Consider the following 24,371-nt stretch of genomic DNA (forward strand, 5'->3'; position numbering starts at 1 on the left):
CCGCGTGTTGGGGTCAGATCCCATGGGATCTGACCCCTGGTTTCGGTTATTAATATAGAGAGAATGATGATGACAGAATACAAACTATTGATTGGCGGCAAATTGCGCGAAGGCGTATCAGCAATCGATGTGATAAACCCTGCTGATGAAACGGTAGTGGCTAAATGCGCAGTAGCTGATGAGGCAATGCTTAACGAAGCTGTAGAGTCCGCTCAGCTAGCTTATCAATCCTGGCGTAAACTGAGTTTCGCTGAGCGCGGTGCCTATATCAAAAAGCTGACCGCAGCAGTTGAAGAAAATGCAGAGGATTTTGCCCGCATTCTGACTCAAGAGCAGGGTAAGCCATTAGCGCAAGCCCGTGATGAGGTGATGTTTGCGCAAATTTTTGCCAATTACTTCGCAGACTGCACTATTGAAGATAAAGTGCTTAGTGAAGACGATAACGGTCGAATTGAAGTTCTGCGTGAACCTTTAGGTGTTGTTGCGGGTATTTGCCCTTGGAATTTTCCATTACTTATTAGTTTGTACAAGATTGCTCCTGCGGTGATGGCGGGTAATAGCATTATCATTAAACCGGCGCCTACAACTCCTTTAAGTAGTTTAAAGCTCGCCGAATTGGTTGCCGATATTTTCCCAGCCGGAGTGGTAAACATTATTTGTGATAACAATGATCTTGGCCCTGCAATTAGTAGTCACCCAGAAATTGCAAAAGTTTCATTTACTGGCTCTACCCCAACGGGTAAGAAAATCATGGCCAGTGCTTCTAGCACGCTTAAACGCCTTACCCTAGAACTAGGCGGCAATGATGCTGCGATTGTTTTAGATGATGTGGATCCTAAGCAAGTTGCTGAAGGTATTTTCGGTGCGGCATTCTTGAATTCTGGCCAGGTTTGTATTGCCTTAAAGCGTTTATATGTTCACGATTCTATATACGATGACTTGTGTGATGAAATTGCAAAGCTGGCTTCTGCGGCCATTGTAGGCAATGGCCTTGAAGATGGAGTGCAGTTTGGCCCGGTACAAAACCGCATGCAGTTCGACAAGGTTTGTTCCTATATTGAAAGTGCAAAGGCTAATGGCCGTATCATAGCCGGTGGCGATGTTCCTGATGCTCCGGGTTTTATTGTTCCTCTCACCGTAGTGCGTGATATTGAAGATGGTGCGACGGTAGTTGATGAAGAGCCATTTGGCCCAATCCTACCAATCGTTCGTTATAGCGATCTTGACGAAGTCATTGTTCGTGCGAACAATTCAGAATATGGCCTAGGTGGTTCGGTCTGGTCTGGCAATTTGGATCGTGCCCGTGAAGTCGCCGGGCAAATTGATTCTGGCACCGTTTGGATTAATCAGCACTGCGCCTTTGGACCCCATATACCATTCGCGCCTGCCAAAGAATCCGGCCTTGGTGTCGAGTGGGGTGAAGAGGGTTTTCATGAGTTTACTGCAATGAAAGTGGTAAACATTAGCAAAGCTTACTCTAACCCCGTTCACTAAAGAAAAAGCTGGGGTCAGATCCCGAGGGATCTGACTCCGCATCGAAGCCGATATTTTAAATTCTATCGCTTATCGCAATCAGGCTTTTTTAAGTCGACGCAATGTCCGCAGCCGGACATATCTCTGGAGCGCTCTTCCCACACACTGCCTCTGCTGACATAGGTAGTCCTGTCAACCGATCCCGCGCACTTGTTGTAACATTGCTCGCTTTGCTTATAAGCGTTCCACTGTTGTTTGCAATTCATTTTTGCATACTGGCTTTGACTTATATTGGGCGTTCTTTGTTTGCGCTTGTTACCGCGAGGGGCTTTTGATTTAGCTTGCGTTTTTGCGGGCTTAGGCTTTTTATTGCGGTGACTAACCTTGGGAACCTTTGTACTTTTCATCACATTGGTTTTTTGGCTCCCCATAGGTGTAGCTTGATCTTTGTATTTAGCCGGAACCTTATCACTGTAGTGACGAACGCCTTTGTCATCCACCCAGGTGTACATCGTCGCCAGTGAAAATGAACACCAGAAGCTAATAAATAGGGTTAAAGCGAGTTTGTAAAACGTATTGGGCCGTAAAGCTAGCATTATGTCCATATGGCTTATCTTCCGTAGAGCGTGAAGTACTGCCTTGCCAAGGCTATGGGTAGTGTTGATTGCTTGAGCATGCTAACCAGCATTTATCCTAAGGTCAATGCGTTAAACCTGGGGTCAGATCCCTAGGGATCTGACCCCGCGTCGAAGCTGAGATGGCTAAGCTCTTAACATATGCCCCGCCGTTATTTGCGCTTGCTCGATAAAGCCCTGCAAATAAGGTATTTCAGAATCCTCGAATCGGTGCGCTAAATAAATATGCTTATGTATTCCAGCCTTACCTAAACGACAAGATCTTAGCGGCAAGGTATTTTCATACTGCTCTAACAGCCATGCGGGTAATGCAGTAACGCCGCGTTTAGCGGCAACCATTTGCAGCATAATGTCGGTCGTTTCAATGCTCTGATGCTTTTTAACCGATTGTTCGGCAGGTGAAAGAAACTGACTAAAAATATCTAAACGATCTTTCTCGACTGGGTAGGTAATCAAGGTTTCATCACGAAGATCTTCCGGCTGTACATATTTTTTATTCGCCAACTGATGATCTTCATGCAGAACCAAAACTTGCTCATAATCGAATACGCTAAGGTACTGCAGGGCCTTATCTTGAATGGGGTCAGGTGTGATTAGCAGGTCAATATCGTGATGTAAGATGGCACCCAAGCCGCCAAACTGGAAGCGTTGCTTTACATCAACATCAACATCGGGCCAATGTTCTAAAAACGGGGAGACCGTACGCAACAGCCATTGATAGCACGGGTGACATTCCATACCAATGCGCAGCTGCCCTCGGCGACCCTTAGCATACTCGATGAGCTCCCCCTCACAATGCTTAAGTTGAGGTAGCAGGCGTTGTGCTAGCTTTAATAATCTCAAGCCAGCTGGGCTAAGTCTTAAGCCACGCCCTTCCTTTAACCAAAGCTCAACCCCTAAGCGAGCCTCTAATTTCTTGATAGAGTGGCTAAGCGCTGATTGGCTTAGACATAGCTGCTCAGCTGCCCGGGTAAGGGTTTTGTGTTCGGCAACCGCCAGGATGATCTCTAAGTGCAGTCGTTCAATCATATTTATGAGTGATATTCATGATATGGTGTAAATATATCAATATTATTCACAATTCGGCCTCTCTACAATACGTGACCTATCCAATTTGCCGTATTTAGGAGAAAAACATGGCACACATCCACAGTTTGGGATTTCCACGTATTGGCGCACAGCGCGAATTGAAATTTGCTTTAGAAGCTTATTGGGCCGGCGAATCAAGCTCAGTAGAGTTGATGGAAAAGGCCAAACAAATGCGTAGCTGGATGTGGCAGCAGCAAAAGGATCTAAATCTTATTAGCGTGGGTGATTTCTCGCTATACGACCAGGTGCTTGATACCAGCTTTGCCCTGGGTAATATCCCCGATCGAGCCGAAGTCGGAGACATCATTAGTAATCAAGACGATTTCTTGGCAGCTTACTTTAAAACGGCGCGTGGACGCTCTGTCGCTGATAACACTTGTGACTGCACGCAGGCTGCTGAGATGACTAAGTGGTTTGATAGTAATTACCACTATATTGTCCCCGAGGTCTCAGAGCAGACGAAGTTTTCTGCGAATCCAAATCACTGGCTTGAGGCTTTAAAAGAGTTTGTAGAAGAGGGATATTCAATAAAACGAGCCAAGCCAGTGATCATCGGGCCGGTAACGTATTTGTATCTGTCAAAAGCAAGAGATGATTTTTCTCCACTAGATCTTCTGCCTAGTTTGTTGTTGGCTTATAAAGAGATTTTGCAAGCCTTTGCCGAACAAGGTGTGGAGTGGGTGCAAATCGATGAGCCTATTTTGTCTTTGGAGTTGGACAGAGAGTGGCGCCATGCCATTAACCTTGCCTATCATCAATTAAATGGTACCGGGCCTAAAATTCTATTGGCTAACTATTTTTGTGCCCTAGCGGATAACTTGCGATTAGCTTGCGATCTACCCGTGCAAGGCTTGCATATTGATGCAGTAAACGCCGAAAAAGAAGTCAAAGTGGTAGCGGATTGGTTGCCTTCTCACAAAGTGTTGTCCCTGGGAATAATCAACGGCAGAAATATTTGGCGTAATAACTTGGATCATAGTTTAAGTGTTGTTAAGCCAATTGTTGAACGAAGAGAAGCTGATATCTGGCTGGCGCCCAGTTGCTCTCTGTTACACGTCCCGGTAGATTTGGGGCTGGAAACTCAAACCGTAGGTGATGAGACCGATATTCGCCCTGTACTGGCATTCGCAAAACAGAAGCTGCAAGAATTGAAAGTTCTCTCATTAGCCTTGAACGATGGCGAGGAAAGTGTAGAGCAAGAGCTCTTACAATCTCGGCGAGCGCTCAAAGAATGGAATGCTCATAAAGCTTCACAAAGAACTGAAGTTCGTCAACGTAGTCAAGCTCTGCATGCCGATATGTATCAACGTCAATCGGCATTTAACAAGCGCCGGAAAATACAGCAGAAAACATTGAAACTACCATTGCTGCCAAGCACTACTATTGGATCTTTCCCGCAAACTACTGATATTCGTCGTTTACGTAGAGCCTTTAAGTCGGGACAAATAGGCGAGGCGCAATATCAGCAGCAGATGCGCAGCGAAATTTCCAAATGTATTAAGCAACAAGAAGAAATTGGTTTGGATGTCTTGGTGCATGGAGAAGCCGAGCGTAATGATATGGTCGAGTACTTTGGTGAGCAATTAAATGGCTTTGCTTTCAGCCGTTTCGCTTGGGTGCAATCTTATGGATCGCGCTGTGTTAAGCCGCCAATTATCTACGGTGATGTCGAAAGAGCGAAACCTATGACGGTAAGCTGGGCTCGCTTTGCGCAATCGTGCAGTGATAATCCTGTGAAAGGAATGCTGACCGGGCCGGTGACTATTTTAAATTGGTCTTTTGTACGTGATGATCAGCCACGTAACACGACCTGTGAGCAAATTGCCTTGGCAATACGAGATGAGGTGCTTGATCTAGAGGCGGCGGGAATCAAAGTGATTCAAATAGATGAAGCCGCACTGCGTGAAGGTTTGCCCTTAAAACGTAGTGCTTGGGGTAATTATTTGAAGTGGGCGGTGAGCAACTTTAAATTATCGGCCAATGGTGTTGATGATGCTACGCAAATTCATACCCATATGTGCTACTCCGAGTTTAACGATATCATTGAGCATATTGCCGATATGGACGCCGATGTGATCACTATCGAGAACTCACGTTCTGGTAATGAGTTACTACAGGCATTTGAAGATTTTAATTACCCCAATGATATAGGGCCTGGTGTGTATGATATCCATAGTCCAAACACCCCTAGCCGAGAAGCGATAGTAAAGCTCTTAAGAGAAGCCAATAAGAATATTGATATTAATCAGCTTTGGGTAAATCCCGATTGTGGTTTGAAAACGCGTAAGTCAGAAGAAGTGTGGCCTGCTTTGGAAAATATGGTGGCGGCAACAAAGATTCTACGGGAAGAGTTTTCAACACAGATGGCTTAAACAAAAACGGGATCAGAGCCTAAGGTTCTGACCCCGCTACTGGTATAGCGAATGGACCTGATTTATAGGACTTTGGCTACCGAATCTGCAAAGTAGTCTAAGTTGCTTTCGTTTAGGCCCGCAACATTAATTCGCGAAGAGCTCACCATATAAATGCCATAGTCAGCTTTTAGTTTGGCAACCTGTTCTGGGCTAATGCCCAAGAAAGAGAACATGCCAAATTCTTTTTCGATAAAACTAAAATCTACACCATTACAGGCAGCGTTTAATTTGGCTACAGCTTGGCTGCGCAAACCATTGATGCGATCGCGCATTTCCTTTACTTCAGCTTCCCATTGCTTGGTAAGTTCATCAGAACCAAGGATGGTAGCTACCAATGCAGCGCCATGAGCTGGCGGCATAGACCAAATACCACGGGCAATATTAATCAGCTGACTGCTAACGGCTTGGGCAGCATTACTGTCTTTGCTGATGGCCATCAGTAAGCCAATACGTTCGCGATAAAGACCGAAGTTTTTAGAGCAAGAAATCGCGACAAACATCTCGTCCACGGTATCGGCCATGGTGCGAACACCAATGGTGTCTTCCACTAAGCCGGTGCCAAAACCTTGATAGGCCATATCCAAGAAAGGCACCAAGCTTTTGTTTTTGCATAGCTCAGCCATAGCTTGCCATTGCTCGGTATTCAAGTCCGCGCCGCAAGGGTTATGGCAGCATGCATGCAGTAAAACAACATCGCCGGCTTTGGCTTCTTGTTCCAGTGTTTTGTACATTTCGTCAAAGCGCACAGAGCAGCTTTCGCGATCGTAATATGGGTATTCGGCTATCTCTAGTCCAGCTTCGCCAAATAATGGGACATGGTTAGCCCAAGTAGGGTTGCTCATCCAAATTTTATTACCAGGCTGAATTCGATTGATTAACTCCGCGCCCAGACGTAAAGAGCCGCAGCCACCTGGAGCTTGAATAGACGCTACTCGGCCTTGGGCGAGCACCTTATGGTCTTTACCCAATGCGAGTTCTCGCATCAGCTGGTTGAAATCCGCATTACCTGGGCCGCCAATATAAGATTTGGTGGCCTCGTTACGCCAACGATATTCTTCGGCTGTTTTAACACTTGCCAGAATAGGCGTTTCGCCGGTAGGAGTTTTATAAACACCTACACCTAGGTCAACCTTATTCGGATTGTTGTCACCTTGGAACTCCATCATCAAACTAAGGATGGGGTCTTGGGGGATAATGTCGAGTTTCTCAAACATGATTTATTCCAGATTATCTAAGTGGGCGCATAACATTGGGCCCGTTTCGCTATGGTTGCAGCTAGCATTACTGCCGAACTCAAAAGAGCACCCATTGTAATCGCTAACAAGGTCTTGGCAAGTTGCAGCCAAGACGATTCATTTAAAGTGATTAGTCTAAGTTTACCGGCAGTTCGCTGGTCAATTTATTTTGTCGCATCGAGATCAAAGTATTCACCGAGCGGATGCCTGGGGCGGTTAATAATTGGGTAGATACGAAAGTTTCATAACTCTCCATGTCTTTAGAGACAATCTTGAGTAGATAATCGCACTGCCCCGTTACCGAGTGACATTCTAAAATGCCAGGCTCATTGGCGATCATGGATAGAAAGTTTTGAATCGTCTCGGGATGATGAATATCTAAACTGACCTCCACAAAGGCGATTATCTGTAAGCCTATTTTCTTATGGTCTACTTGGGCACTGTAACCGCGTATAAATCCCTCGTCTTCTAGACGCTTTACTCGACGCCAGCAAGGGGCTGGCGAAAGGGCAATGCGTTCGGCCAGATCACGGTTGGAAAGTCGCCCCTCTAGTTGTAGCTCATGCAGTATCTGTGCATCGTATTTATCCATCACCGGCCTCATTTTGCATAATATAGTTATCGTTATGGTTGTTTGGGGCTTTTGATGAGTATCTCCCCCTTGCTTTATTTACATATCATATAGTTAATAAATTGCGATAACAAAGCAATATCCTTTCCTTATTGGGATTGTAGTTGACTTTTTGTTTCTATTGCCTATGGGCCTTAGGCTGCATTCGCAACCACATTTCGGGCCTCTAAAGCTACAGTATCCCAGAGTGATAAAGCGGCTTGAGCTTGCTCGCCGCCACGGCTTTAGAGCTGTGAAACCATAACTAAAATGTGAAGCGACAATGACAAATTCCATCGATGCAGAAAAGGCGATCGCCGCCTTCGATTGGCCCCATATTGCCCATATTGTTCTAGCCTCCCGAGCTATGGATACCATTGAAGAGCAAGAACTGGTTCCTCAAAAGCTGGTGTTTAACCAGTTTTCAGCCCGTGGGCACGACCTGGCTCAAGTGATGCTGGGCAGCTTGCTTAACCACAAACATGATGGTGCTACGGGATATTACCGCTCTCGTCCCTTTGTGTTGTCCTTGGGCCTAGATTTTGTAGAGGCTGTTGCTGGGCCACTGGCTCGCTCAGGTGGTTATAGCGATGGCCGTGATATCGGGGTGGTGTGCAACTATCCCAATATGCGAAATGGCGAATCGACCGGCACCACTTTATTTCCAATGTGTGGTGGTGTGGGCTCTCAGTTTTCTCCCATAAGCGGTTGGGCACAATCGGTAGTTTATCATCGTGACGAGCTAGATGATGGTAGTTATGAAGGGGCCATCGGTGTTTCTATGGGGGGTGATTCTTCCATGTCTACCAGCGGTTTCTGGGCGGCATTAAATATCTCCACCACTAATAATTTACCCCATCTGTTTTATATTGAAGACAATGGTTACGGTATTTCGGTGCCACAAGAGGTGCAAACTCCAGGGGGCGATCAGGTCGCAAACCTTGCAGCCTACAAGCAGCTGCATATTGTTGATGGTGATGGCACTGATCCGCTGGAAGCGGCTAGCAAAATTAAAGAGGCGGTTGATTATGTACGTTCTGGCAAAGGCTGTTGCCTGCTTCGTTTGAAAGTGCCACGTCTATGTGGTCACACTTTCCAAGACACTCAAACCTATAAGCCAGCTGAAATGATCGAAGCTGAGCAGGCCAAAGATCCGTTACCGAAGCTTAAGCAATTTATGTTGGATAACGGTTTGGTCAGTGAAACACACTGGTCGCAAATTGAAGAGCGAGCCGAAGCCAAGGTACGTCATGCCTTGGATGAAGCCATGCATAGGCCACAGCCAGATCCGGCTGCGATTAAGCGTTTTGTATATAGTGAAGAAGATGCCGCCGGCCAAACGATTTTACAAACTCGCGGCGGCCTGGCGACACAAGATCACCAATTTCCAGCAAGTAATGCCGAAGCAAAACCGGAAGGTCGTCGTTTAAATATGTTGGCGGCCATTCGCCAAACCTTAGATGTGGAGATGCAAGGTAATCCTAAGGTGCTGGTATTTGGTGAAGATGTTGGCCCTAAGGGTGGCGTTCATGGTGCAACTTTAGGCTTGCATCAAAAATACGGTCAGCAGCGAGTATTTGATACCAGCTTATCTGAAGAGGGAATTATTGGTCGCTCGGTGGGTATGGCCTTAAGTGGCTTAATGCCAGTGCCCGAAATTCAGTTTCGCAAATATGCTGAACCTGCGGCCGAGCAACTAACCGATACAGGCATTATGCGCTGGCGCACAGCGAATAAATTTGCTGCACCTATGGTGGTGCGTGTACCGGGTGGCTTTGCTCGTCGTGGTGACCCTTGGCATTCCATGTCGGATGAGGTGGAATGGGCCCACAAGGTGGGTTGGCAGTTGGTCATGCCGTCGAATGCTGAGGATGCCGTCGGTTTATTGCGCTCAGCCTTGCGCAGCAATAACCCAACCATTTTCTTTGAGCATCGTGCACTTATCGACAATGGTTGGGCGCGCCGCCCGTATCCGGGTGATGATTTTGTGGTGCCTTTTGGCAAGGCAAAAACACTAAGAGAAGGCAATCGTTTAACGGTGGTTACCTGGGGTGCAATGGTTGAGCGCTGCGAAATAGCTGCCGAGCAAATTAACCCCGAAAGAGACGCCCTTGAAGTTATTGATTTACGTAGTATTCAGCCATGGGATAAAGACGCCATATTGGCCTCGGTCCGTAAAACGGCACGCTGCTTAATTGTCCACGAAGATAATAAAACCGCAGGTTTTGGAGCAGAAATTGCCGCGACCTTGGGTGATGAGTGTTTCTTCGATTTGGATGCGCCGCTGCGTCGCTTAACCATGCCGGATATTCCAAGCCCTCATAATATTCACCTGCTCGAAGCTGCTGTGCCTGCGGTGGAAGATATTGTTCGTGAAATGACGGATTTATTGGAGCTGTGATGATGAGTTTACAAGAATTGCGTTTGACCGCTGAGCAGTTAGAGGGCACCGAGGCTACTTTGAGCCAGTGGTTGTTTAACATTGGTGATGCCGTAAGCGAAGGCGAACCTGTGGTGGAGTTAGAGACGGATAAGGTTGCCATTGAAGTGGTGGCACCTTGCAGTGGTGTTTTGACAGAGCATAAGTTTAAGCCCGGCGATAAGGTAGAGCCTGATTCTGTAATGGCTTTGATCAATACAGAAGCACAGCAGTCGGATTCACAGGGTGATAAGGGAAATAAATCTGAAGAGAACGTTTTAACAACTAACGCTGTTGCGCAACAAAGCGCTGTAAACCCTGATCAGTCTTGTCGTCATTTAATGGGCCCAGCGGTACGTAAGCTGGTTGCTGAGCATAATCTAGATATTGAACAGATGCAGGGTAGTGGCCGCGGTGGTCGAATCACTCGCGAAGATGCATTGTCTTATATCGCCTCTGGGCAAGCGCAAAAAACGGCATCGAATAATAATGCCATAAGCAGTCCGGTTGCTATGGCGGATATGAATAGCCGTATGGTGCCTCATTCATCTATGCGCAAGGCGATAGCAAAGCATATGGTGGAGAGCTTGTTGGAAAAAGCCCCTCATGTGACCTCTGTGTTTGAGATGGATATGAGCAATATTATCGAGCACAGAAAATGGCATAAAAAAGAGTTTGCTGAAAAAGGCGTTAATCTAACTTTTACTGCTTATTTCCTTGCTGCCAGCGCCAAAGCAATGGCAGCCGTGCCAGATATGAATGCTCAGTTTCATGAAGATGCTTTAGAGATATTTCAATCGATCAACATTGGTGTCGGTACGGCACTTGGTGATAAGGGCTTGGTTGTTCCCGTAGTGAAAAACGTACAAGCGATGGATCTATTAGGTATTGCTCAGGCCTTGGATGATCAAACTCAAAGGGCGCGCGAGAACAAGTTAACCCCTTTTGATATGAAGGGCGGAACCTTTACTATTTCTAATCATGGTGTGAGCGGTAGTTTGATGGCAGCGCCGATCATTATTAATCAACCGCAAGTGGCCATTTTGGGTATTGGCAAGATGGAAAAGCGCGTTGAAGTGATTGAAGTCGATGGTCGTGATGAAATGCGTATTCGTCCTAAGTGCTATGTTTCTTTAAGTATTGATCACCGTGCAGTGGATGCTCATCAAACCAATGCTTGGCTTGCTTGCTTTGTGAATGAAATTGAAACTTGGGGTGGGGTTTAGTATCTCGGCTTCGAAACGGGGTCAGAACCCTTGGGTTCTGACCCCGGTACTCGATGCTGATTTCAATTGTTAAAAAGCGCAAGCTTTTAGGCTGTGCTTAACTTTTCTCCAAAACAGCCTGTCTCGCAAGGCAAAGTCTTCACATCTTGCTCGCTCTCTGTGAGCAATAAAGCCGTCGCTGCAATCGGCGTGAATAAACCCTTGATAATCCATCCCTAAATACTTAAAGGTACCGCTAAACATCTTGATAAAGATATCAGAGGCTTTACTGTGGCTGGAGGTCGTCAATACATAGGCTTTTTTGCCACGTAGCCTTCTCCCGTCATTTTTTAGGCTTTCTATTTCCGTGTAGTCACAAAGCCGGTCAAGGAAAGCTTTCATTGCAGGTGGCACTGAATACCAGTAAATAGGCGCGGCAAAGATAATATGCTCGTAAGCCAGTACTCGATCCATTAGTGGTCGGAAATCATCATCTTGCTGGCGGTAATGATAATCATAGGCTTGGATGTCATGGTCTTCGAGATAAACAAAATCCATTGGCCAGTAATCTTGTAATAGTTCTAGAAACTTTGCGGTATTTCCATTGCGGCGTGAGCTCGACAAAATGGCGATGGTTTTCTTCTCTGGATTATCAGTGTGGTCATTCATTTGGACACCTCCCATGCGGTACTCTGTTTGGATGCGTTCAGCTCTCAAATATCGATTCGGGAGGCACTATAAAACCTCAAGTTAACTTGAGGTCAATAGTTTTTTTCGCTATGGTTGGATTATTTTCTAGGCTCTAAATGGCCGGGGCATCAATTTAAAGGTTAAGCTATGGCAAAAGAAAGCGAGAGCCTATCGGTAGGGGAGGTTGCCAAACGCAGCGGTGTGGCGGTTTCTACCTTGCACTTCTATGAAAGTAAGGCCCTGATTCAAAGCTGGCGCAATAGCGGAAATCAGCGACGCTTTAATAAAGATGTTTTACGCAGAGTGGCGGTGATTAAGTCGGCTCAGCGAATCGGTATTAGCCTGCAAGGAATTCAGGAAGCTATGGCGACCCTGCCTGATAATCGCACGCCAAATAAACAGGACTGGGGGCGTCTATCAAGACACTGGCGCAAGGAGCTGGATGAGCGCATTCGACAATTGAATCAATTACGTGATGAGCTGGGTGAGTGCATTGGCTGTGGTTGCCTGAGCTTAAAAGCCTGCCCTTTAAGAAATCCAGAGGATATCGCCGGTAAAGATCATAGCGGTGCAGTATTTTTGGAAAGTTAGATGGTATAAAAAGTAGAGTTTTACAAAGTTAGCAAAGCATAAAACAGTTATGGCAGATCTCTTTGACCAAATGGCCGATACAAACCGCGACAAGCAAGAGCTTGCCCGAGGGGCGCTATGCTTGCCGGCTTTTGTCTTAGATAGAGCTGAAGAAGTTATTGCTGAGCTAGAACCTATACTCACACAGGCACCATTAAGGCATCTTATTACGCCTGGTGGCCATAAAATGTCTGTTGCGATGAGCAATTGTGGCGAACTGGGCTGGGTGAGTGATCGCGGGGGTTATCGCTATCAAGAGTTGGATCCGCTAAGTGGGCAAGCTTGGCCTGCTATGCCCAAGTTGTTTTTAGATTTGGCTCAGCAAGTTGCACAGGAGGCTGGTTATAAGCGTTTTCAGCCCCAAGCCTGCTTAATAAACCAATACCTACCGGGCAGTAAGATGTCTTTACATCAAGATAAAGACGAAAATAATAAGAGCGCTCCAATTGTATCGCTATCCTTTGGTATCAATGCTGAGTTTTTGTTTGGTGGTCTAAGTAGAGGTAGCCCTACCAAGCGGCTCACCTTGCAACACGGTGATGCGGTTGTTTGGGGTGGACCTTCGCGTTTTTGCTTTCATGGCGTTCAGCCCCTTAAAGACAGTGAGCACTCATTGTTGGGACGTCAGCGTATAAATATTACCTTTCGACAAGTTTATTAGTCCTTTGCTTTTCTAGGGCACCTCTGAATAATGCAGGTTTTGCTCAGCGGAGCCCTGAAGCGCTTAGATACTAGGCGTGCTTCGCCGGCAATAGCCGCAGCCCTTGGCAAGAAGCGCCTCGATTACGACATTGACGTGAAGCCTGAGCTAATCTGCATTATTCAGAGGTGCCCTAGACCATTCAACGCCAGTTTCTTTAAAGTTAATCTCTTCAAAGATAGCCTATTTCAAGCTGGCCGTAATTCACAAGCGGCTGGCCGCCAAGCACATATCTCGAGGGCTAATGCCAAGCAATAATATCAGCAAAAAAAGGGCTTATATTATGTCGAGACTTGAAAACAAAGTGGCTGTTGTCACAGGTGGTGCTAGTGGTATTGGGGCAGCATGTTGCACAGCGTTGGCGGAAGCTGGTGCGAAGGTTGTGATTGCCGATGTTCAAATGGATAAAGCTAAATCGTTGCAAAACAGTATGCGCGCTTTAGGGTGTCAAGCTGAGATTTTTTCTTGTGATGTAACTGCGCCCGCCCAGTGGCAAACCTTAATGGCATACACAATAGAGGTGTTTGGCCGTTTAGATATTCTGGTAAACAATGCTGGTATCGCTATTGTCGGTAGCATTGAAGATTTAAGTCTAGAGGATTGGAACAAAACCATCGCAGTCAATCAAACATCGGTATTCCTAGGAACCCAACAAGCCATTAAAGTGATGAAGGATTCGGGTGGCTCAATTATTAATATCTCATCAATTGAAGGCTTAGTGGGAAACTCTTTGGCAGTCGCCTACAATGCCGCTAAAGGCGCGGTGAGATTATTAACAAAATCTGCAGCGCTGCATTGTGGCCAGCAAGGCTATAAGATTCGGGTAAATAGCGTGCACCCAGGATTTGTAAAAACTCCCTTGGTTGAACAGACGTTTTCTGAGCTGCCCGGCGAACTTGCCGAGCAAATTGTAGCAGCTCACCCAATTGGTCGAATCGCAGAGCCAGAAGAGATCGCTACTACGGTAGTATTTCTAGCCAGTGAAGAGGCGAGTTTTATGACAGGTTCTGAATTGGTTGTGGATGGTGGGTATACAGCGCAATAGCTCTATAATAAAAAAGGCCAGAGCTAAAAGCCCTGGCCCTTTAAGAAAGAGAAGTGTCTAAACGTTAACGAACAACATCCATCTCTTCAATTAGATTGGTAGCGCCATCTACTTTTTCCATAACCCACAACATATAGCGTGAGTCTACAGAAATAGAACGGTTTAGCTTTTGGTCATAATCCCAATCGCCAATGATGCTCTCGTAAACACCATCAAACAATAGGCCTACTAACTCAGCCTTGCCATTTAAGGTTGGTGAGCCTGAGTTACCGCCAGTGATGTCTAGGGTGCCTAAGAAGTTAACCGGTACAGAGCCAAGCCATTTCTGACCATAGCGACCGTAGTCTTTATTGGCAATTGCATCTAACTGTTTCTGCGGTGAATCAAATTCATCGTCGCCTTTAACATATTTGGCCGCTAAGCCTTCGAGAGTAGTAAAAGGTTTTGCGATTAAGCCATCTTGAGGGCTATAGCCTTTCACTTTACCGTAGGTAACACGTAAGGAGCTATTGGCATCTGCGTAGATTGGCTTATTCAGGCTTTCATTGTAAGCAATGATTGCCGCCATATAGGCAGGGCGCGCTTGCTGTAATTCACCGATGCGAGCTTTCTCTTTAGCTTCTTCGGCCATTTCGTAATCGTACAAAGATACGGCCAGTTTGATGAAAGGGTCGTCGCTTTTTTCAAAGTCAGCAACCGTTTTATTCATCCACTCTAGGCGCGCTTTCTTATCGCCTAAGCTGGTCTTACTGTGCATCTCTTGTAAAATAGCGGCCACGCTTTCAGCATTAAAGCCATCGCTCAAGCCAAAAGCTTTGTCCACTTGCGGGATGCGTTGATCAGCAGGTAGTGCAGCGTATTTTTGAAGGAAGTGCAAAATTACCGCAGCATCAACTTTAGCATCATAGCGACGATCAATACGTTCCATGCGCTGCGTAAAGCGGGTCATGTCGCGTTCTTGATAACCCGGCTCGCGCTTGGCATCAGCTTTTTGTTTTTCATGAGCTAAGCGCAATAAGCGTTGTGCTGTTGGGATCATATTAGTGCGTTTGATGTACGCAAATAATAGATCATGCTCTTTACCTTCCTGACCTTCTTTAATCAAGCGGTCTAAGTCAGCAATAGCAGCGCCATATTTGTCTTTACGGCTAGCGTCAGAGTCAATCCATTTTTGTAGCTTAGCTTCTAATGCTTGTTTACGTTGCAACATATCGCCTTTGTTATAGCTCTTGATCATCGAGCCATAGTTTTTGGCGTAGTTTGCTAGGCCTGCAATGGTGCTTTCGTATTTGATACGAGCATCGCTGCCATCGGGTGCTACCGACTTAATAGTATCAATATACTCTTCGCGATAACCTTTAGCGGTAGGGTAAGCCCAAGTAAAGTTATTCAATACCTCAGCGGAGGTACGATAGCGATTGGTACGGCCTGGATAGCCAGCAGCCATAATAAAATCACCATCTTTTACACCTTTGGCCGATACTTTTAAGTGGCTCTTCGGCTTATAAGGGACATTGTCTTTGCTGAAGTCTGCTGGCTTGCCATCTTTACCTACGTAGGCGCGGTAAAATGCCCAGTCGCCAGTGTGACGAGGCCACATCCAGTTATCGGTGTCACCACCGTATTTACCAATGCTGGCTGGTGGTGCATAAACCAAACGAACATCTCGCACGGCAAGCTGTTTGATTAGGTAATACTCTAAACCGCCATGAAAGCTGTATATTTCACAGCGATAGCCATCATCTTTTTCGCATTCTGCGACCATGGCTTTTTCTTTATCTTCGATAGCCTGGTAGCGCTCTTTACCATTTAATTCAGCGCTCAAGTCGCCTAAGATTTGATCAGTAACATTGTCAAGAGACTCGGTAATATAAATACGCGAGCCCGGTGCCGCTTGCAGCTCAGCATCTTTGGTCTTGGCTAAAAAACCATCGGCCAATAGATTCTTCTCTGCTGTAGAGTTGTACTGAATGCTGCCATAAGCGCAGTGGTGGTTAGTTACTGCTAAGCCTTCTGGAGATACAAATGACGCAGTACAGCCGCCAAGGCTGATAATCGCGTTCATTGGAAAGCTGGTTAGATTGGAAATTTTCTTTGCAGGGATTTTTAAACCGGTACGCTTAAGCTCTTTTTTCAGCTGAGGTAGCTGATGGGGTTGCCACATGCCTTCATTGGCGTAGCTTTGAGTACCAAAACCTAGGCTAGCTACTGCCAGCGCCGAGGCCAAAGTCATTTTTTTCATTCTAATATTCCTCAAATTAGTCGAGGCAGAAAGTACCATAGCTGGACACTTTTCAAAACCATATAGATCAAGCATGGGCTTAGGCGAGTAATTTAAGGGCTAGGGGTAAGAGAGTTACCAGGGAGTGGTAGCCTATTTACTAGGCTACCCTTATTGAGTATTAGAGGGCGGGCTCGCCATTGGGTTCTTGTTTACGCCAGCGAATCCAACTAATCATAACGATGGCGGGCAGGTTCATGCCAATACCGTAAAACAGCGCAATCATAGCTAATGCTGGCTTGCCCATAATACTGGCGGCTACCATCATCGCAATGCCAGCATTTTGAATGCCGGTCTCAATCCCAAGGGTGCGTTGTTGCTGAGTGGGAAGCCCAATAAGCTGTGCAATGAACACCCCGCTGCAATAAGCGAGTGCGCAAAGCCCTAGTAGTAATACGCTGGAGGTTTCCATTACCTCCATTAGTTCTGCGCGATTGGTCCAAGCCATAATGGCGATTAGCAGCCCAAGGATAATGCCAGTCGACTTTTCAAAGAGTTTCTGCAAGGGGCCAAAGGTACCCTCAAAGCGATGGCGGATGTACATGCCTAAGGCAATGGGAATTAAGGAAACCACGCAAAGTTGGGTAATCGTGGGGAGGATGGGTATATCAAAGGGCTCGGCCCCCATGCCAAGGAAGCTGTAGTGCCACATCAGCATGATCGGCAATATGAATGGCACTACCAAAGAACTGACGATGGTAAGGGAGATTGAAAGTGCAACGTCGCCATCGGCTAAAAAACTAATGGCATTTGAGGAGGCTCCGCCTGGCGCAAGGCTTATCAGTAATAAGCCAGCGGCCAGTTCAGAAGGTAGCCTAAAGCTTATGATGATCAGCCAAGCTAATAGAGGTAATATAGCAAGCTGTAGGGTTACACCTAAGCCTAGTGCTTTGGGGTGCCGGAGTACCTCAATAAAGTTAACCCTCTGCAATGAGAGTCCCATGGTGAGCATCATGGATGCTAGCATCACAGGCAAAACAATTTTGTTAATGGTAAGTGCGTCCAAATGTAGGCTCCTGCCATAGATTTAGTGTTGTTATTATGACGATTGCAAGCTGGCTGGCTGCCATCCGCCCGAAAACCTTAGTTATCTCTTTAGCGCCGATATTATTAAGCCAAGTACTTGTTTTGCAAGAGATTTGTCAAACTTCTCGTTTGGGGCAAGGACTTTTTAACATAAGTCTTGCGGCCCTAATTTTGGTTTGCGGTCTGTGCCTGCAGGTTGCCGTCAATCTAGCGAACGACTATTACGATTTTAAATCGGGCGTGGATACAGCGAATAGACTGGGCCCTGATCGGGTGCTTGTAAATGGAGGGCTAAGTGAAGCTGCCATCCATAAGGCATACCTATTATTCCTTGCTGTGGGTATCTTAGCGGGTTTGTTCTTGGTTTTGCACAGTCATGCCTATTTATCATTAATTGGAATAATTTGTGTACTGGCGGTTATGACATATAGCGCCGGCCCCTTGCCCTTAGCCTATAACGGCCTTGGTGAGCTCGCGGTATTTGTGGTTTTCGGGCCTATTGCCATTTTAGGTGGCTTTTATGTTCAGCTGGGTTACCTCACGACGGATCTTATTTCGCCTGCCCTGAGCATGGGCTTATTGGCGGCAGCCGTGATGTTGGTGAACAATACTCGAGATATCAGTACAGACCTGCAGGCCAATAAGAAAACACTCGCGGCCTACCTTGGTGCACGGGGTAGTCGATATTTATATGGTTTATTGCTATTTATGGCCGTGGTATTAGGGGCTATGAGTCTCCATCAGCCGCCGAGATTTAGTTATATTTTGCTTCCCGCAGTCTTTCTATTGATGTGGTTTATGTTGCGCAGAGAGGGCCAGGAGCTCAACCGGCAGCTGGCACAGACCGCTATGTTGATGCTGTTATTCAGCACTACCTTGAGCATGGATTTGTTGCTTGATTGATTTTTAGGCTCCGAGGAATCCGCATAATAGCGGCCAAATGCTAGTCAAAAGGGGGCGGCTCTTGAATCAGAGGCTGCAAAAAACCATAATGTGGCCAGTTTTGCGCCAGGTAATCTGTTGGCAAGCCTGCTCAACAGTCCTCCCTTTTCGACTGATTGACACCCTCAGTGGTGCGGCTTTGCCTGCTAAACCAGCCTTACGATAGCAACCATTAACGATAGTAATAGCACTATGGATTTATTTGATTTCGAACCCGGCCGTGAAGGCTACTATGGGGAGTACGGCGGTTGTTTTCTGCCCGAAATTTTGACCACTACTATTGAAGAGCTCAAAGCCGCTTTTCAGGATATCAAGCACGACCCTAGTTTTTGGCAAGAGTTCGAGCAGTTAATGCAGAGCTACTCTGGCCGTCCTACCCCGGTCAGTCATTTGGCCAACCTTTCGGCCAAGCTTGGCGGCGCGCAGATTTATGTAAAGCGTGAAGACCTTAACCACACTGGATCCCACAAAATTAACAATGTGATGGGGCAGGGCTTATTGTGTAAGCGTCTGGGCAAAAAACGTGTTATCGCTGAAACCGGTGCTGGCCAACATGGCTTTGCGACCGCTACTATGGCTGCCCGTTTTGGCTTCGACTGTAAAATCTACATGGGAGCAGTTGATGTTGCTCGCCAACGCCCAAACGTTTTTTGGATGGAAAACTTGGGCGCGGAGGTTGTTGCGGTACAAGATGGCCAGCAAACGTTAAAAGATGCCATCAATGAGTGCCTGCGCGATTGGGTAACCAATATGCACGATACTCACTATGTTTTAGGTACGGCCGCGGGTCCGCACCCTTTCCCTGAAATGGTTAGTTACTTTCAGTCGATTATTGGTCGCGAAGCGCGCGGTCAAATACAGAAAGTTGCAGGTAAATTACCAGACCGCGTGTTTGCCTGTGTAGGCGGCGGTTCGAATGCTATGGGCTTATTTCAGGGCTTTTTGGATGACCAGCAAGTTGAACTGGTCGGCTGTGAAGCCGGTGGTCTTGGTCCGGGTGAGGGCAATCATGCTTCACGCCTAGCTTATAAAGATGCCAGTGTTGGCGTCGCCCAAGGTTTTAAAACCTATTTCTTGCAAAACAAAGACGGCAATATGTTGCATACCAAATCAGTGGCAGCCGGCTTAGATTATATCGGCGTCAATCCAGCCTTGGTACATTTATGGGAGCGCGAACGTGTTCGTTTTGAGGCGGTAACCGATGCTGAAGTTACCGAAGCTCTAAAGCTTTGTATGAAAACTGAGGGCTTAATTCCAGCACTGGAAAGTTCTCACGCATTTGCTCGAGCTATTGAAGAAGCACCAAAGATGAGCAAAGACGAGGTGATTTTAATTAACCAGTCTGGTCGCGGTGATAAAGACATTTTCACCGTTGCGGATGCGCTGGATGACGATCACTGGAAAGAATTTATTAAGGTAAAGGCCGAGCATTATGGCGCTGAATGAATACATAGCAAGCCGCAAACAAAATAAAGACTTGCTGCTGATGACTCACGTGGTATGTGGTTACCCCTCTTTTGACGCCAATTTGAAAGAGCTGGAAATTATGGCCGAAGCAGGGGTGGATTTCGTAGAGTTGCAGTTTCCTTTTTCTGAGCCTTCTGCGGATGGCCCGCTGTTTGTAAAAGCTAATCAAATTGCTGTCGAAAGTGGCGTGACAGTAGAGCAATGTTTTGAGTTTATGGCCAAGGTCAGTCAGCGCTTTGATTTTAAAGTGTTGATGATGGGCTATTACAATACGGTATTTAAGATGGGCCACGAAGCTTTTGTGGACGCATTAAAAGCCGCCGGTGGCTGTGGTTTTATTGTGCCGGATTTGCCATTGGAAGAAGCTGGTGCTTTGCATGACTACGCCAAAAGCCAAGACATTGCTCCAATTGTGTTGATGACCCCAACTAATACAGATGCACGTTTGCAAACCATTGCTAAAGCCGCTGATGGCTTTGTATACGTAGTTGCTCGCCGTGGTGTAACAGGTGGCAAAACAGAAATGGATGCGGAGGTTGGCGAGTTTCTCGATAAATGCCGTGACATCTCACCTGTACCGACAGGCGTGGGCTTTGGTGTTTCCGCGAAAGAGGATTTAGATTTCTTAGCCAAGCATGCTGACATGGGTATTATCGGTACTGCAGCGCTAAAAGCCTGGGAAGAGGGCGAAGAAAAAGCGCTAAGGGACTTTTTTGGAAGCCTAGGCCTCCTCTAAAAGCAAAGCCTTTTAGAGCACGCCGCAGGCGGGGTCAGAACAGAAGGTTCTGACCCCACTCGAAGCCAAAGACTCAATGCCCCAGCCAACAAAACGAAGTTTCAAACCCTTATCTCGCCAGAGATAAGTCTCTCAGTCTCTTCAATAATAAAACTCTCATCACCAATAAAAAACCTCAAGCACCATGCATCCAAGTATCCTAAACGCCTTAAACTTCCAAACCCCACCAAAGCTCGTCATGTTTGACCTAGATGGAACCCTCGTAGACAGTGCCTACGATATCGCCGCTGCTGTAGACAAGGTGCTAGTCAAAAACCAACACCCCGCTGCCGGTGAGCAAAGAATTCGCCAGTGGGTGGGTAACGGCGCCGAGCGTTTAATTCGCAGAGCCTTAGTCTGGTTACAATGCCTCGAATCTAAAAAAGAATTGTCGGGCGATATATTTGAACAGGCAGCTGATAAATTAGAAGAAAACCAAGTACAAAAATACCTGCAACAGTTTTTATTGGCCTACCAAGCTGTACCCATTGCGAAAACGGTACTCTACCCTGGAGTGGAAGAATGTTTGCAAGCTTTGCATAAGCAAAAAATAAAGATGGCTGTTATTACCAATAAGCCAATCGATTTAACTTGGCCTATATTGAAGGGTTTGAAAATTGACCACTACTTTGAATTGGTCTTGGGCGGTGATAGTTTGCCGGAAAAAAAGCCAAACCCTATGCCACTTCAGCATGCCATGAAAAAATTTTTAGCACGTTCGTGCCAGTGCATTATGGTTGGAGATTCGAAGGCAGATATTTTTGCTGCTCAAGCAGCAAAGGTGAAAGTGGTTGCGGTAGATTATGGCTACAGTAATGGTACGCCCGTACAAACATGGCAGCCAAATTACGTGACTAGTAATCTTTCCTTGGGGAAATAGATTCCTTTTTGTTGCTGTTGTAATTAATCGTAATGTCTTTAGTAGGGTAACAATTTTAAAAAAGCGTGATGGCGCCTAAAACTTCTTGCTTAGTTGCTGCTAACACCAGTTCATTCCTAGTTGGGTTTTTTAAACCTAAGCTGACCTTTTACCCATTTTCCCCTCCCCAAGATTAAAAAATTTGATATACCTAAGTTGTCTTCGAGGCCTGTTTAGGGATCTGAAAATAGTTTTCGAGACAACTAATTTCACCGGGAAAATAATGTACTAGCGCCGGTCTCTGTTAATCAACACAAGGAGATGAGCTATGAGTTATATAGTTTATATTTTAGAGTGTGCCGACGGCAGCTTTTACACTAATCACACTGATGATTTAGAAGCCCGACTTAATGAAATTAATGAAGCTATTAATACGCGTTGTTATACCTACAAGCGTTTGCCGGTAAAACTGGTTTATAAAGATCAATTTCCTTCAAAAGATGAAGCCAAAAAATCTGAACGAAGGATTAAAGCCTGGGATCGAGATAAAAAGCAGGCGCTGATTGATGGCGACTGGGACAAGATAACCAAGTTAGCAAGACCCAAAAACCAAAAGCTTCACTGATGAAACAAACCCCGGGGTCAGAACCCAAGGGTTCTGACCCCAATTCGAAGCCCTGAATCTAAGCGCTGCCATCGAAAATAGCAGCGCTTATGTAGCAAAGATCGACAAGGTTTTTCACGCACAGCAAGTAAGCAATTTCCCCCCAAGGCGGCAAAAGGAACTTGCCCATAGGACCCCGGCTGGCATTACCTCCAGCCGGTTTTTTATTCTACGATGCTTGTGATAGATAGTAATCTTACACTTAAGTACTTTACTAGTAAGTCAATATTGTAAATGTTCCCCTCTTCTCATTCCCTAAAAAAGCCAGTAAACTTTCGCACACTTTTGATCTGCAGAAGCTCTAAATCTGCAGATATTTTTATTTGAAGGCACTTTCAATTTGCGTGCACTTTCAATTCCGTGCACTTTTAGGAGCCCAGGCTGTGAATAAGCCTATGCATATCAATTACCACGCCCTCAGCTGGCGATGGCGCCCCTAAGCGATTCTTTAGCAAGGATCGATGTGATCTTTGCACCTCTAAAAAAACATTTACATATTAATTATTTAGCCGCAATACAAACGACGGCTAGCCCGCATAACTACACTCGAGCTTTGTGCTCTTTATATGTAGCGGTTGGGTTTTTAGCAAGGCAATACCATGAGCTCTATTGATGTGAAAGCGCTGGCTGCGGCCGGTTATAACCGTGTACCTGTTCAACGTGAAGTGCTGGCGGATCTTGATACGCCTTTATCCAGTTATTTGAAACTGGCCCAAGGTCCATACAGTTACCTCTTTGAGTCTGTCCAAGGGGGAGAAAAATGGGGGCGTTATTCCATCTTAGGTTTACCTGCGCAAACGATTCTTACAGCGAGAGGGGATCAAGTAGAGGTGCGCCGGCACGGAGAGTTGATTGAAAGTCATACTCTGGCGGATCCGCTTAGCTTTGTAGAAGAGTTCAAAGAGCGCTATCGCAGTCCGGATATCTCTGGCCTGCCCATGTTTACCGGTGGTCTGGTCGGTTATTTTGCTTACGATTGTGTGCGCTATGTTGAGCCTAAGCTAAAGCCTTTGGTAAATGAAGATACTATTGGTACTCCTGATATTTTGCTGATGGTTTCGGAAGAAATATTAGTCTTTGATAACTTGGCCGGAAAAATTATTTTGATTAATCATGCGGAGATTAGTGGCGAGGAAGCAAAGGACTTGGCTGCTATTGCGAGAGCCGAGCAGGATTTGTTAAAACTGGAAGATAAGTTACGTGGAGCGACTCCGGAAACCGCAGCTATGTCGCTGCAGGCGAAAGGGGATACGGAAACGGCCTTTCGCTCTAGCTTTGGAGAGCAAAATTTTCACCAAGCGGTGGATAAGATCAAAGACTATGTATTGAGTGGAGATACCATGCAGGTGGTGGTCTCGCAGCGCCTTTCTCTACCCTTTGAAGCTGAGCCTTTAAATCTGTATCGAGCACTGCGCAGTTTAAACCCATCACCTTATATGTATTTTCTTGATCTCGGTGATCACCATGTAGTTGGTTCAAGCCCGGAAATTTTAGCGCGCTTAGAAAATAGTGAGGTTACGGTAAGGCCAATTGCAGGAACTCGCCGTCGAGGGAAAAATGAGGAAGAGGATCTGGCACTTGAGCAAGATTTGGTAAATGATCCGAAGGAAATTGCTGAGCATTTGATGTTAATCGATTTGGGGCGCAACGACGCCGGTCGTGTGTCGAAAATTGGTAGCGTAAAACTTACCGATAAAATGGTGGTCGAGCGTTATTCTCATGTTATGCACATCACCTCTAACGTTACAGGCGAAGTTCGCGAGGATATCAGTGCCATGGATGTTCTACGTGCAGCATTGCCGGCCGGTACGTTGTCTGGCGCACCGAAGATTCGAGCGATGGAGATTATCGATGAGCTGGAATCTGAAAAGCGTGGGATCTATGGTGGTGCTGTAGGCTATCTTTCTTGGAATGGCAATATGGATACAGCTATTGCGATCAGGACAGCGGTTATTAAGGATAAAACACTCTATGTACAAGCGGGTGCTGGGGTAGTCGCAGACTCCAAACCTGAGCTCGAATGGAAAGAAACTATGAATAAGGCTCGCGCTATCTTTCGGGCTGCCGAAATGGTGCTCTAGTACAGCTCTGAATAATGCAGATTATCTCATCGAACAGATAAACGGCGCAAAACCTTAACTCGGTGAACCGTTTATAGGGAATTCAGTTCGGATTAAGCGGTCTGAGTGAAGTATAGGGTGTATCTACTTTG

General features: G+C 46.2%; 20 protein-coding genes. 13 read left to right on the forward strand and 7 right to left on the reverse strand.

Going from position 1 to position 24,371, the window contains the following annotated elements:
• Positions 1 to 69: 69 nt before the first annotated feature.
• A complete protein-coding gene (locus Q1A08_RS07860; RefSeq protein ID WP_299771575.1) occupies positions 70 to 1,494 on the forward strand; it encodes an aldehyde dehydrogenase family protein in 1,425 nt (474 codons plus the stop codon).
• A 62-nt stretch (positions 1,495 to 1,556) separates the two neighbouring features.
• Here the strand turns inward: Q1A08_RS07860 and Q1A08_RS07865 are convergent, their stop codons facing one another.
• Positions 1,557 to 2,078 (reverse strand): DUF4124 domain-containing protein, encoded by a 522-nt coding sequence (locus Q1A08_RS07865; RefSeq protein WP_299771577.1) that lies wholly within the window; start codon positions 2,076 to 2,078, stop codon positions 1,557 to 1,559.
• Between the two features lie 156 nt (positions 2,079 to 2,234).
• Positions 2,235 to 3,137: a LysR family transcriptional regulator gene (locus Q1A08_RS07870; protein ID WP_299771579.1), complete on the reverse strand. Its 903-nt coding sequence runs from the start codon at positions 3,135 to 3,137 to the stop codon at positions 2,235 to 2,237.
• 107 nt (positions 3,138 to 3,244) lie between these two features.
• Here Q1A08_RS07870 and metE point away from each other — a divergent pair, with 107 nt between their 5' ends.
• Positions 3,245 to 5,569 carry a 5-methyltetrahydropteroyltriglutamate--homocysteine S-methyltransferase gene (metE, locus tag Q1A08_RS07875; protein ID WP_299771581.1) on the forward strand — a complete coding sequence of 775 codons (2,325 nt, stop codon included), beginning with the start codon at positions 3,245 to 3,247 and terminating at the stop codon, positions 5,567 to 5,569.
• A gap of 62 nt (positions 5,570 to 5,631) precedes the next feature.
• On the opposite strand, the gene Q1A08_RS07880 is transcribed toward metE, so the two are convergent.
• Both Q1A08_RS07880 and Q1A08_RS07885 read right to left on the reverse strand, forming a co-directional pair.
• Positions 5,632 to 6,825: an amino acid aminotransferase gene (locus tag Q1A08_RS07880; protein WP_299771582.1), complete on the reverse strand. Its 1,194-nt coding sequence runs from the start codon at positions 6,823 to 6,825 to the stop codon at positions 5,632 to 5,634.
• Positions 6,826 to 6,976: 151 nt separating this feature from the next.
• The gene (locus Q1A08_RS07885; RefSeq protein WP_299771585.1) at positions 6,977 to 7,438 is read right to left on the reverse strand and encodes an Lrp/AsnC family transcriptional regulator; all 462 of its coding nucleotides are present in this window, start codon (positions 7,436 to 7,438) and stop codon (positions 6,977 to 6,979) included.
• A 301-nt stretch (positions 7,439 to 7,739) separates the two neighbouring features.
• Here Q1A08_RS07885 and Q1A08_RS07890 point away from each other — a divergent pair, with 301 nt between their 5' ends.
• Together Q1A08_RS07890 and Q1A08_RS07895 are read left to right on the forward strand one after the other, a co-directional pair.
• Positions 7,740 to 9,857 (forward strand): transketolase C-terminal domain-containing protein, encoded by a 2,118-nt coding sequence (locus tag Q1A08_RS07890; RefSeq protein ID WP_299771587.1) that lies wholly within the window; start codon positions 7,740 to 7,742, stop codon positions 9,855 to 9,857.
• Positions 9,857 to 11,101, forward strand: coding sequence for a 2-oxo acid dehydrogenase subunit E2 (locus tag Q1A08_RS07895; RefSeq protein ID WP_299771589.1), 1,245 nt, complete (start codon positions 9,857 to 9,859; stop codon positions 11,099 to 11,101). The genes Q1A08_RS07890 and Q1A08_RS07895 overlap by 1 nt, the downstream gene beginning before the upstream one ends.
• 69 nt (positions 11,102 to 11,170) lie before the next feature.
• On the opposite strand, the gene Q1A08_RS07900 is transcribed toward Q1A08_RS07895, so the two are convergent.
• Positions 11,171 to 11,749 (reverse strand): NAD(P)H-dependent oxidoreductase, encoded by a 579-nt coding sequence (locus Q1A08_RS07900; protein WP_299771591.1) that lies wholly within the window; start codon positions 11,747 to 11,749, stop codon positions 11,171 to 11,173.
• Positions 11,750 to 11,917: 168 nt separating this feature from the next.
• Here Q1A08_RS07900 and soxR point away from each other — a divergent pair, with 168 nt between their 5' ends.
• The 3 genes from soxR (at position 11,918) to Q1A08_RS07915 (ending at position 14,145) form a co-directional block, all read left to right on the forward strand.
• Positions 11,918 to 12,361 carry a redox-sensitive transcriptional activator SoxR gene (soxR, locus tag Q1A08_RS07905; protein WP_299771593.1) on the forward strand — a complete coding sequence of 148 codons (444 nt, stop codon included), beginning with the start codon at positions 11,918 to 11,920 and terminating at the stop codon, positions 12,359 to 12,361.
• A gap of 49 nt (positions 12,362 to 12,410) precedes the next feature.
• The gene (alkB, locus tag Q1A08_RS07910; RefSeq protein WP_299771595.1) at positions 12,411 to 13,061 is read left to right on the forward strand and encodes a DNA oxidative demethylase AlkB; all 651 of its coding nucleotides are present in this window, start codon (positions 12,411 to 12,413) and stop codon (positions 13,059 to 13,061) included.
• A gap of 322 nt (positions 13,062 to 13,383) precedes the next feature.
• On the forward strand, positions 13,384 to 14,145 hold the full coding sequence (locus Q1A08_RS07915; protein ID WP_299771597.1) for a glucose 1-dehydrogenase: 762 nt from the start codon (positions 13,384 to 13,386) through the stop codon (positions 14,143 to 14,145).
• A 64-nt stretch (positions 14,146 to 14,209) separates the two neighbouring features.
• Here the strand turns inward: Q1A08_RS07915 and Q1A08_RS07920 are convergent, their stop codons facing one another.
• Both Q1A08_RS07920 and Q1A08_RS07925 read right to left on the reverse strand, forming a co-directional pair.
• On the reverse strand, positions 14,210 to 16,387 hold the full coding sequence (locus Q1A08_RS07920) for a S46 family peptidase (RefSeq protein WP_299771599.1): 2,178 nt from the start codon (positions 16,385 to 16,387) through the stop codon (positions 14,210 to 14,212).
• Between the two features lie 160 nt (positions 16,388 to 16,547).
• Complete coding sequence (locus Q1A08_RS07925; RefSeq protein WP_299771601.1) at positions 16,548 to 17,432, reverse strand: bile acid:sodium symporter family protein; 885 nt, start codon at positions 17,430 to 17,432, stop codon at positions 16,548 to 16,550.
• 35 nt (positions 17,433 to 17,467) lie between these two features.
• Between Q1A08_RS07925 and menA the strand changes: the two genes are divergently transcribed.
• From menA to trpE, 6 genes are all read left to right on the forward strand, one after another.
• On the forward strand, positions 17,468 to 18,355 hold the full coding sequence (menA, locus tag Q1A08_RS07930) for a 1,4-dihydroxy-2-naphthoate octaprenyltransferase (RefSeq protein WP_299771603.1): 888 nt from the start codon (positions 17,468 to 17,470) through the stop codon (positions 18,353 to 18,355).
• Between the two features lie 231 nt (positions 18,356 to 18,586).
• Complete coding sequence (trpB, locus tag Q1A08_RS07935) at positions 18,587 to 19,840, forward strand: tryptophan synthase subunit beta (protein WP_299771605.1); 1,254 nt, start codon at positions 18,587 to 18,589, stop codon at positions 19,838 to 19,840.
• The gene (gene trpA / locus Q1A08_RS07940) at positions 19,827 to 20,597 is read left to right on the forward strand and encodes a tryptophan synthase subunit alpha (RefSeq protein WP_299771607.1); all 771 of its coding nucleotides are present in this window, start codon (positions 19,827 to 19,829) and stop codon (positions 20,595 to 20,597) included. Before trpB ends, trpA begins: the two co-directional genes overlap by 14 nt.
• Before the next feature lie 184 nt (positions 20,598 to 20,781).
• Entirely contained in the window at positions 20,782 to 21,516 is a 735-nt protein-coding gene (locus Q1A08_RS07945; RefSeq protein ID WP_299771609.1) for a phosphoglycolate phosphatase, read from the forward strand.
• Between the two features lie 307 nt (positions 21,517 to 21,823).
• Positions 21,824 to 22,120 carry a GIY-YIG nuclease family protein gene (locus Q1A08_RS07950; RefSeq protein ID WP_299771611.1) on the forward strand — a complete coding sequence of 99 codons (297 nt, stop codon included), beginning with the start codon at positions 21,824 to 21,826 and terminating at the stop codon, positions 22,118 to 22,120.
• Positions 22,121 to 22,758: 638 nt separating this feature from the next.
• Positions 22,759 to 24,240, forward strand: coding sequence for an anthranilate synthase component I (gene trpE, locus Q1A08_RS07955; RefSeq protein WP_299771613.1), 1,482 nt, complete (start codon positions 22,759 to 22,761; stop codon positions 24,238 to 24,240).
• The last annotated feature ends 131 nt before the right edge of the window (positions 24,241 to 24,371 follow it).

Origin of the sequence: uncultured Pseudoteredinibacter sp. (assembly GCF_947500695.1) — a bacterium.
In the GTDB taxonomy this organism is placed as follows: Bacteria; Pseudomonadota; Gammaproteobacteria; order Pseudomonadales; family Cellvibrionaceae; genus Pseudoteredinibacter.

Coding starts and splice junctions, on each gene's coding strand:
- Q1A08_RS07860 (WP_299771575.1), top strand. CDS start 70: ATGACAGAATACAAACTATTGATTGGCGGCAAATTGCGCGAAGGCGTA.
- Q1A08_RS07865 (WP_299771577.1), bottom strand. CDS start 2,078: ATGGACATAATGCTAGCTTTACGGCCCAATACGTTTTACAAACTCGCT.
- Q1A08_RS07870 (WP_299771579.1), bottom strand. CDS start 3,137: ATGATTGAACGACTGCACTTAGAGATCATCCTGGCGGTTGCCGAACAC.
- metE (WP_299771581.1), top strand. CDS start 3,245: ATGGCACACATCCACAGTTTGGGATTTCCACGTATTGGCGCACAGCGC.
- Q1A08_RS07880 (WP_299771582.1), bottom strand. CDS start 6,825: ATGTTTGAGAAACTCGACATTATCCCCCAAGACCCCATCCTTAGTTTG.
- Q1A08_RS07885 (WP_299771585.1), bottom strand. CDS start 7,438: ATGGATAAATACGATGCACAGATACTGCATGAGCTACAACTAGAGGGG.
- Q1A08_RS07890 (WP_299771587.1), top strand. CDS start 7,740: ATGACAAATTCCATCGATGCAGAAAAGGCGATCGCCGCCTTCGATTGG.
- Q1A08_RS07895 (WP_299771589.1), top strand. CDS start 9,857: ATGATGAGTTTACAAGAATTGCGTTTGACCGCTGAGCAGTTAGAGGGC.
- Q1A08_RS07900 (WP_299771591.1), bottom strand. CDS start 11,749: ATGAATGACCACACTGATAATCCAGAGAAGAAAACCATCGCCATTTTG.
- soxR (WP_299771593.1), top strand. CDS start 11,918: ATGGCAAAAGAAAGCGAGAGCCTATCGGTAGGGGAGGTTGCCAAACGC.
- alkB (WP_299771595.1), top strand. CDS start 12,411: ATGGCAGATCTCTTTGACCAAATGGCCGATACAAACCGCGACAAGCAA.
- Q1A08_RS07915 (WP_299771597.1), top strand. CDS start 13,384: ATGTCGAGACTTGAAAACAAAGTGGCTGTTGTCACAGGTGGTGCTAGT.
- Q1A08_RS07920 (WP_299771599.1), bottom strand. CDS start 16,387: ATGAAAAAAATGACTTTGGCCTCGGCGCTGGCAGTAGCTAGCCTAGGT.
- menA (WP_299771603.1), top strand. CDS start 17,468: ATGACGATTGCAAGCTGGCTGGCTGCCATCCGCCCGAAAACCTTAGTT.
- trpB (WP_299771605.1), top strand. CDS start 18,587: ATGGATTTATTTGATTTCGAACCCGGCCGTGAAGGCTACTATGGGGAG.
- trpA (WP_299771607.1), top strand. CDS start 19,827: ATGGCGCTGAATGAATACATAGCAAGCCGCAAACAAAATAAAGACTTG.
- Q1A08_RS07945 (WP_299771609.1), top strand. CDS start 20,782: ATGCATCCAAGTATCCTAAACGCCTTAAACTTCCAAACCCCACCAAAG.
- Q1A08_RS07950 (WP_299771611.1), top strand. CDS start 21,824: ATGAGTTATATAGTTTATATTTTAGAGTGTGCCGACGGCAGCTTTTAC.
- trpE (WP_299771613.1), top strand. CDS start 22,759: ATGAGCTCTATTGATGTGAAAGCGCTGGCTGCGGCCGGTTATAACCGT.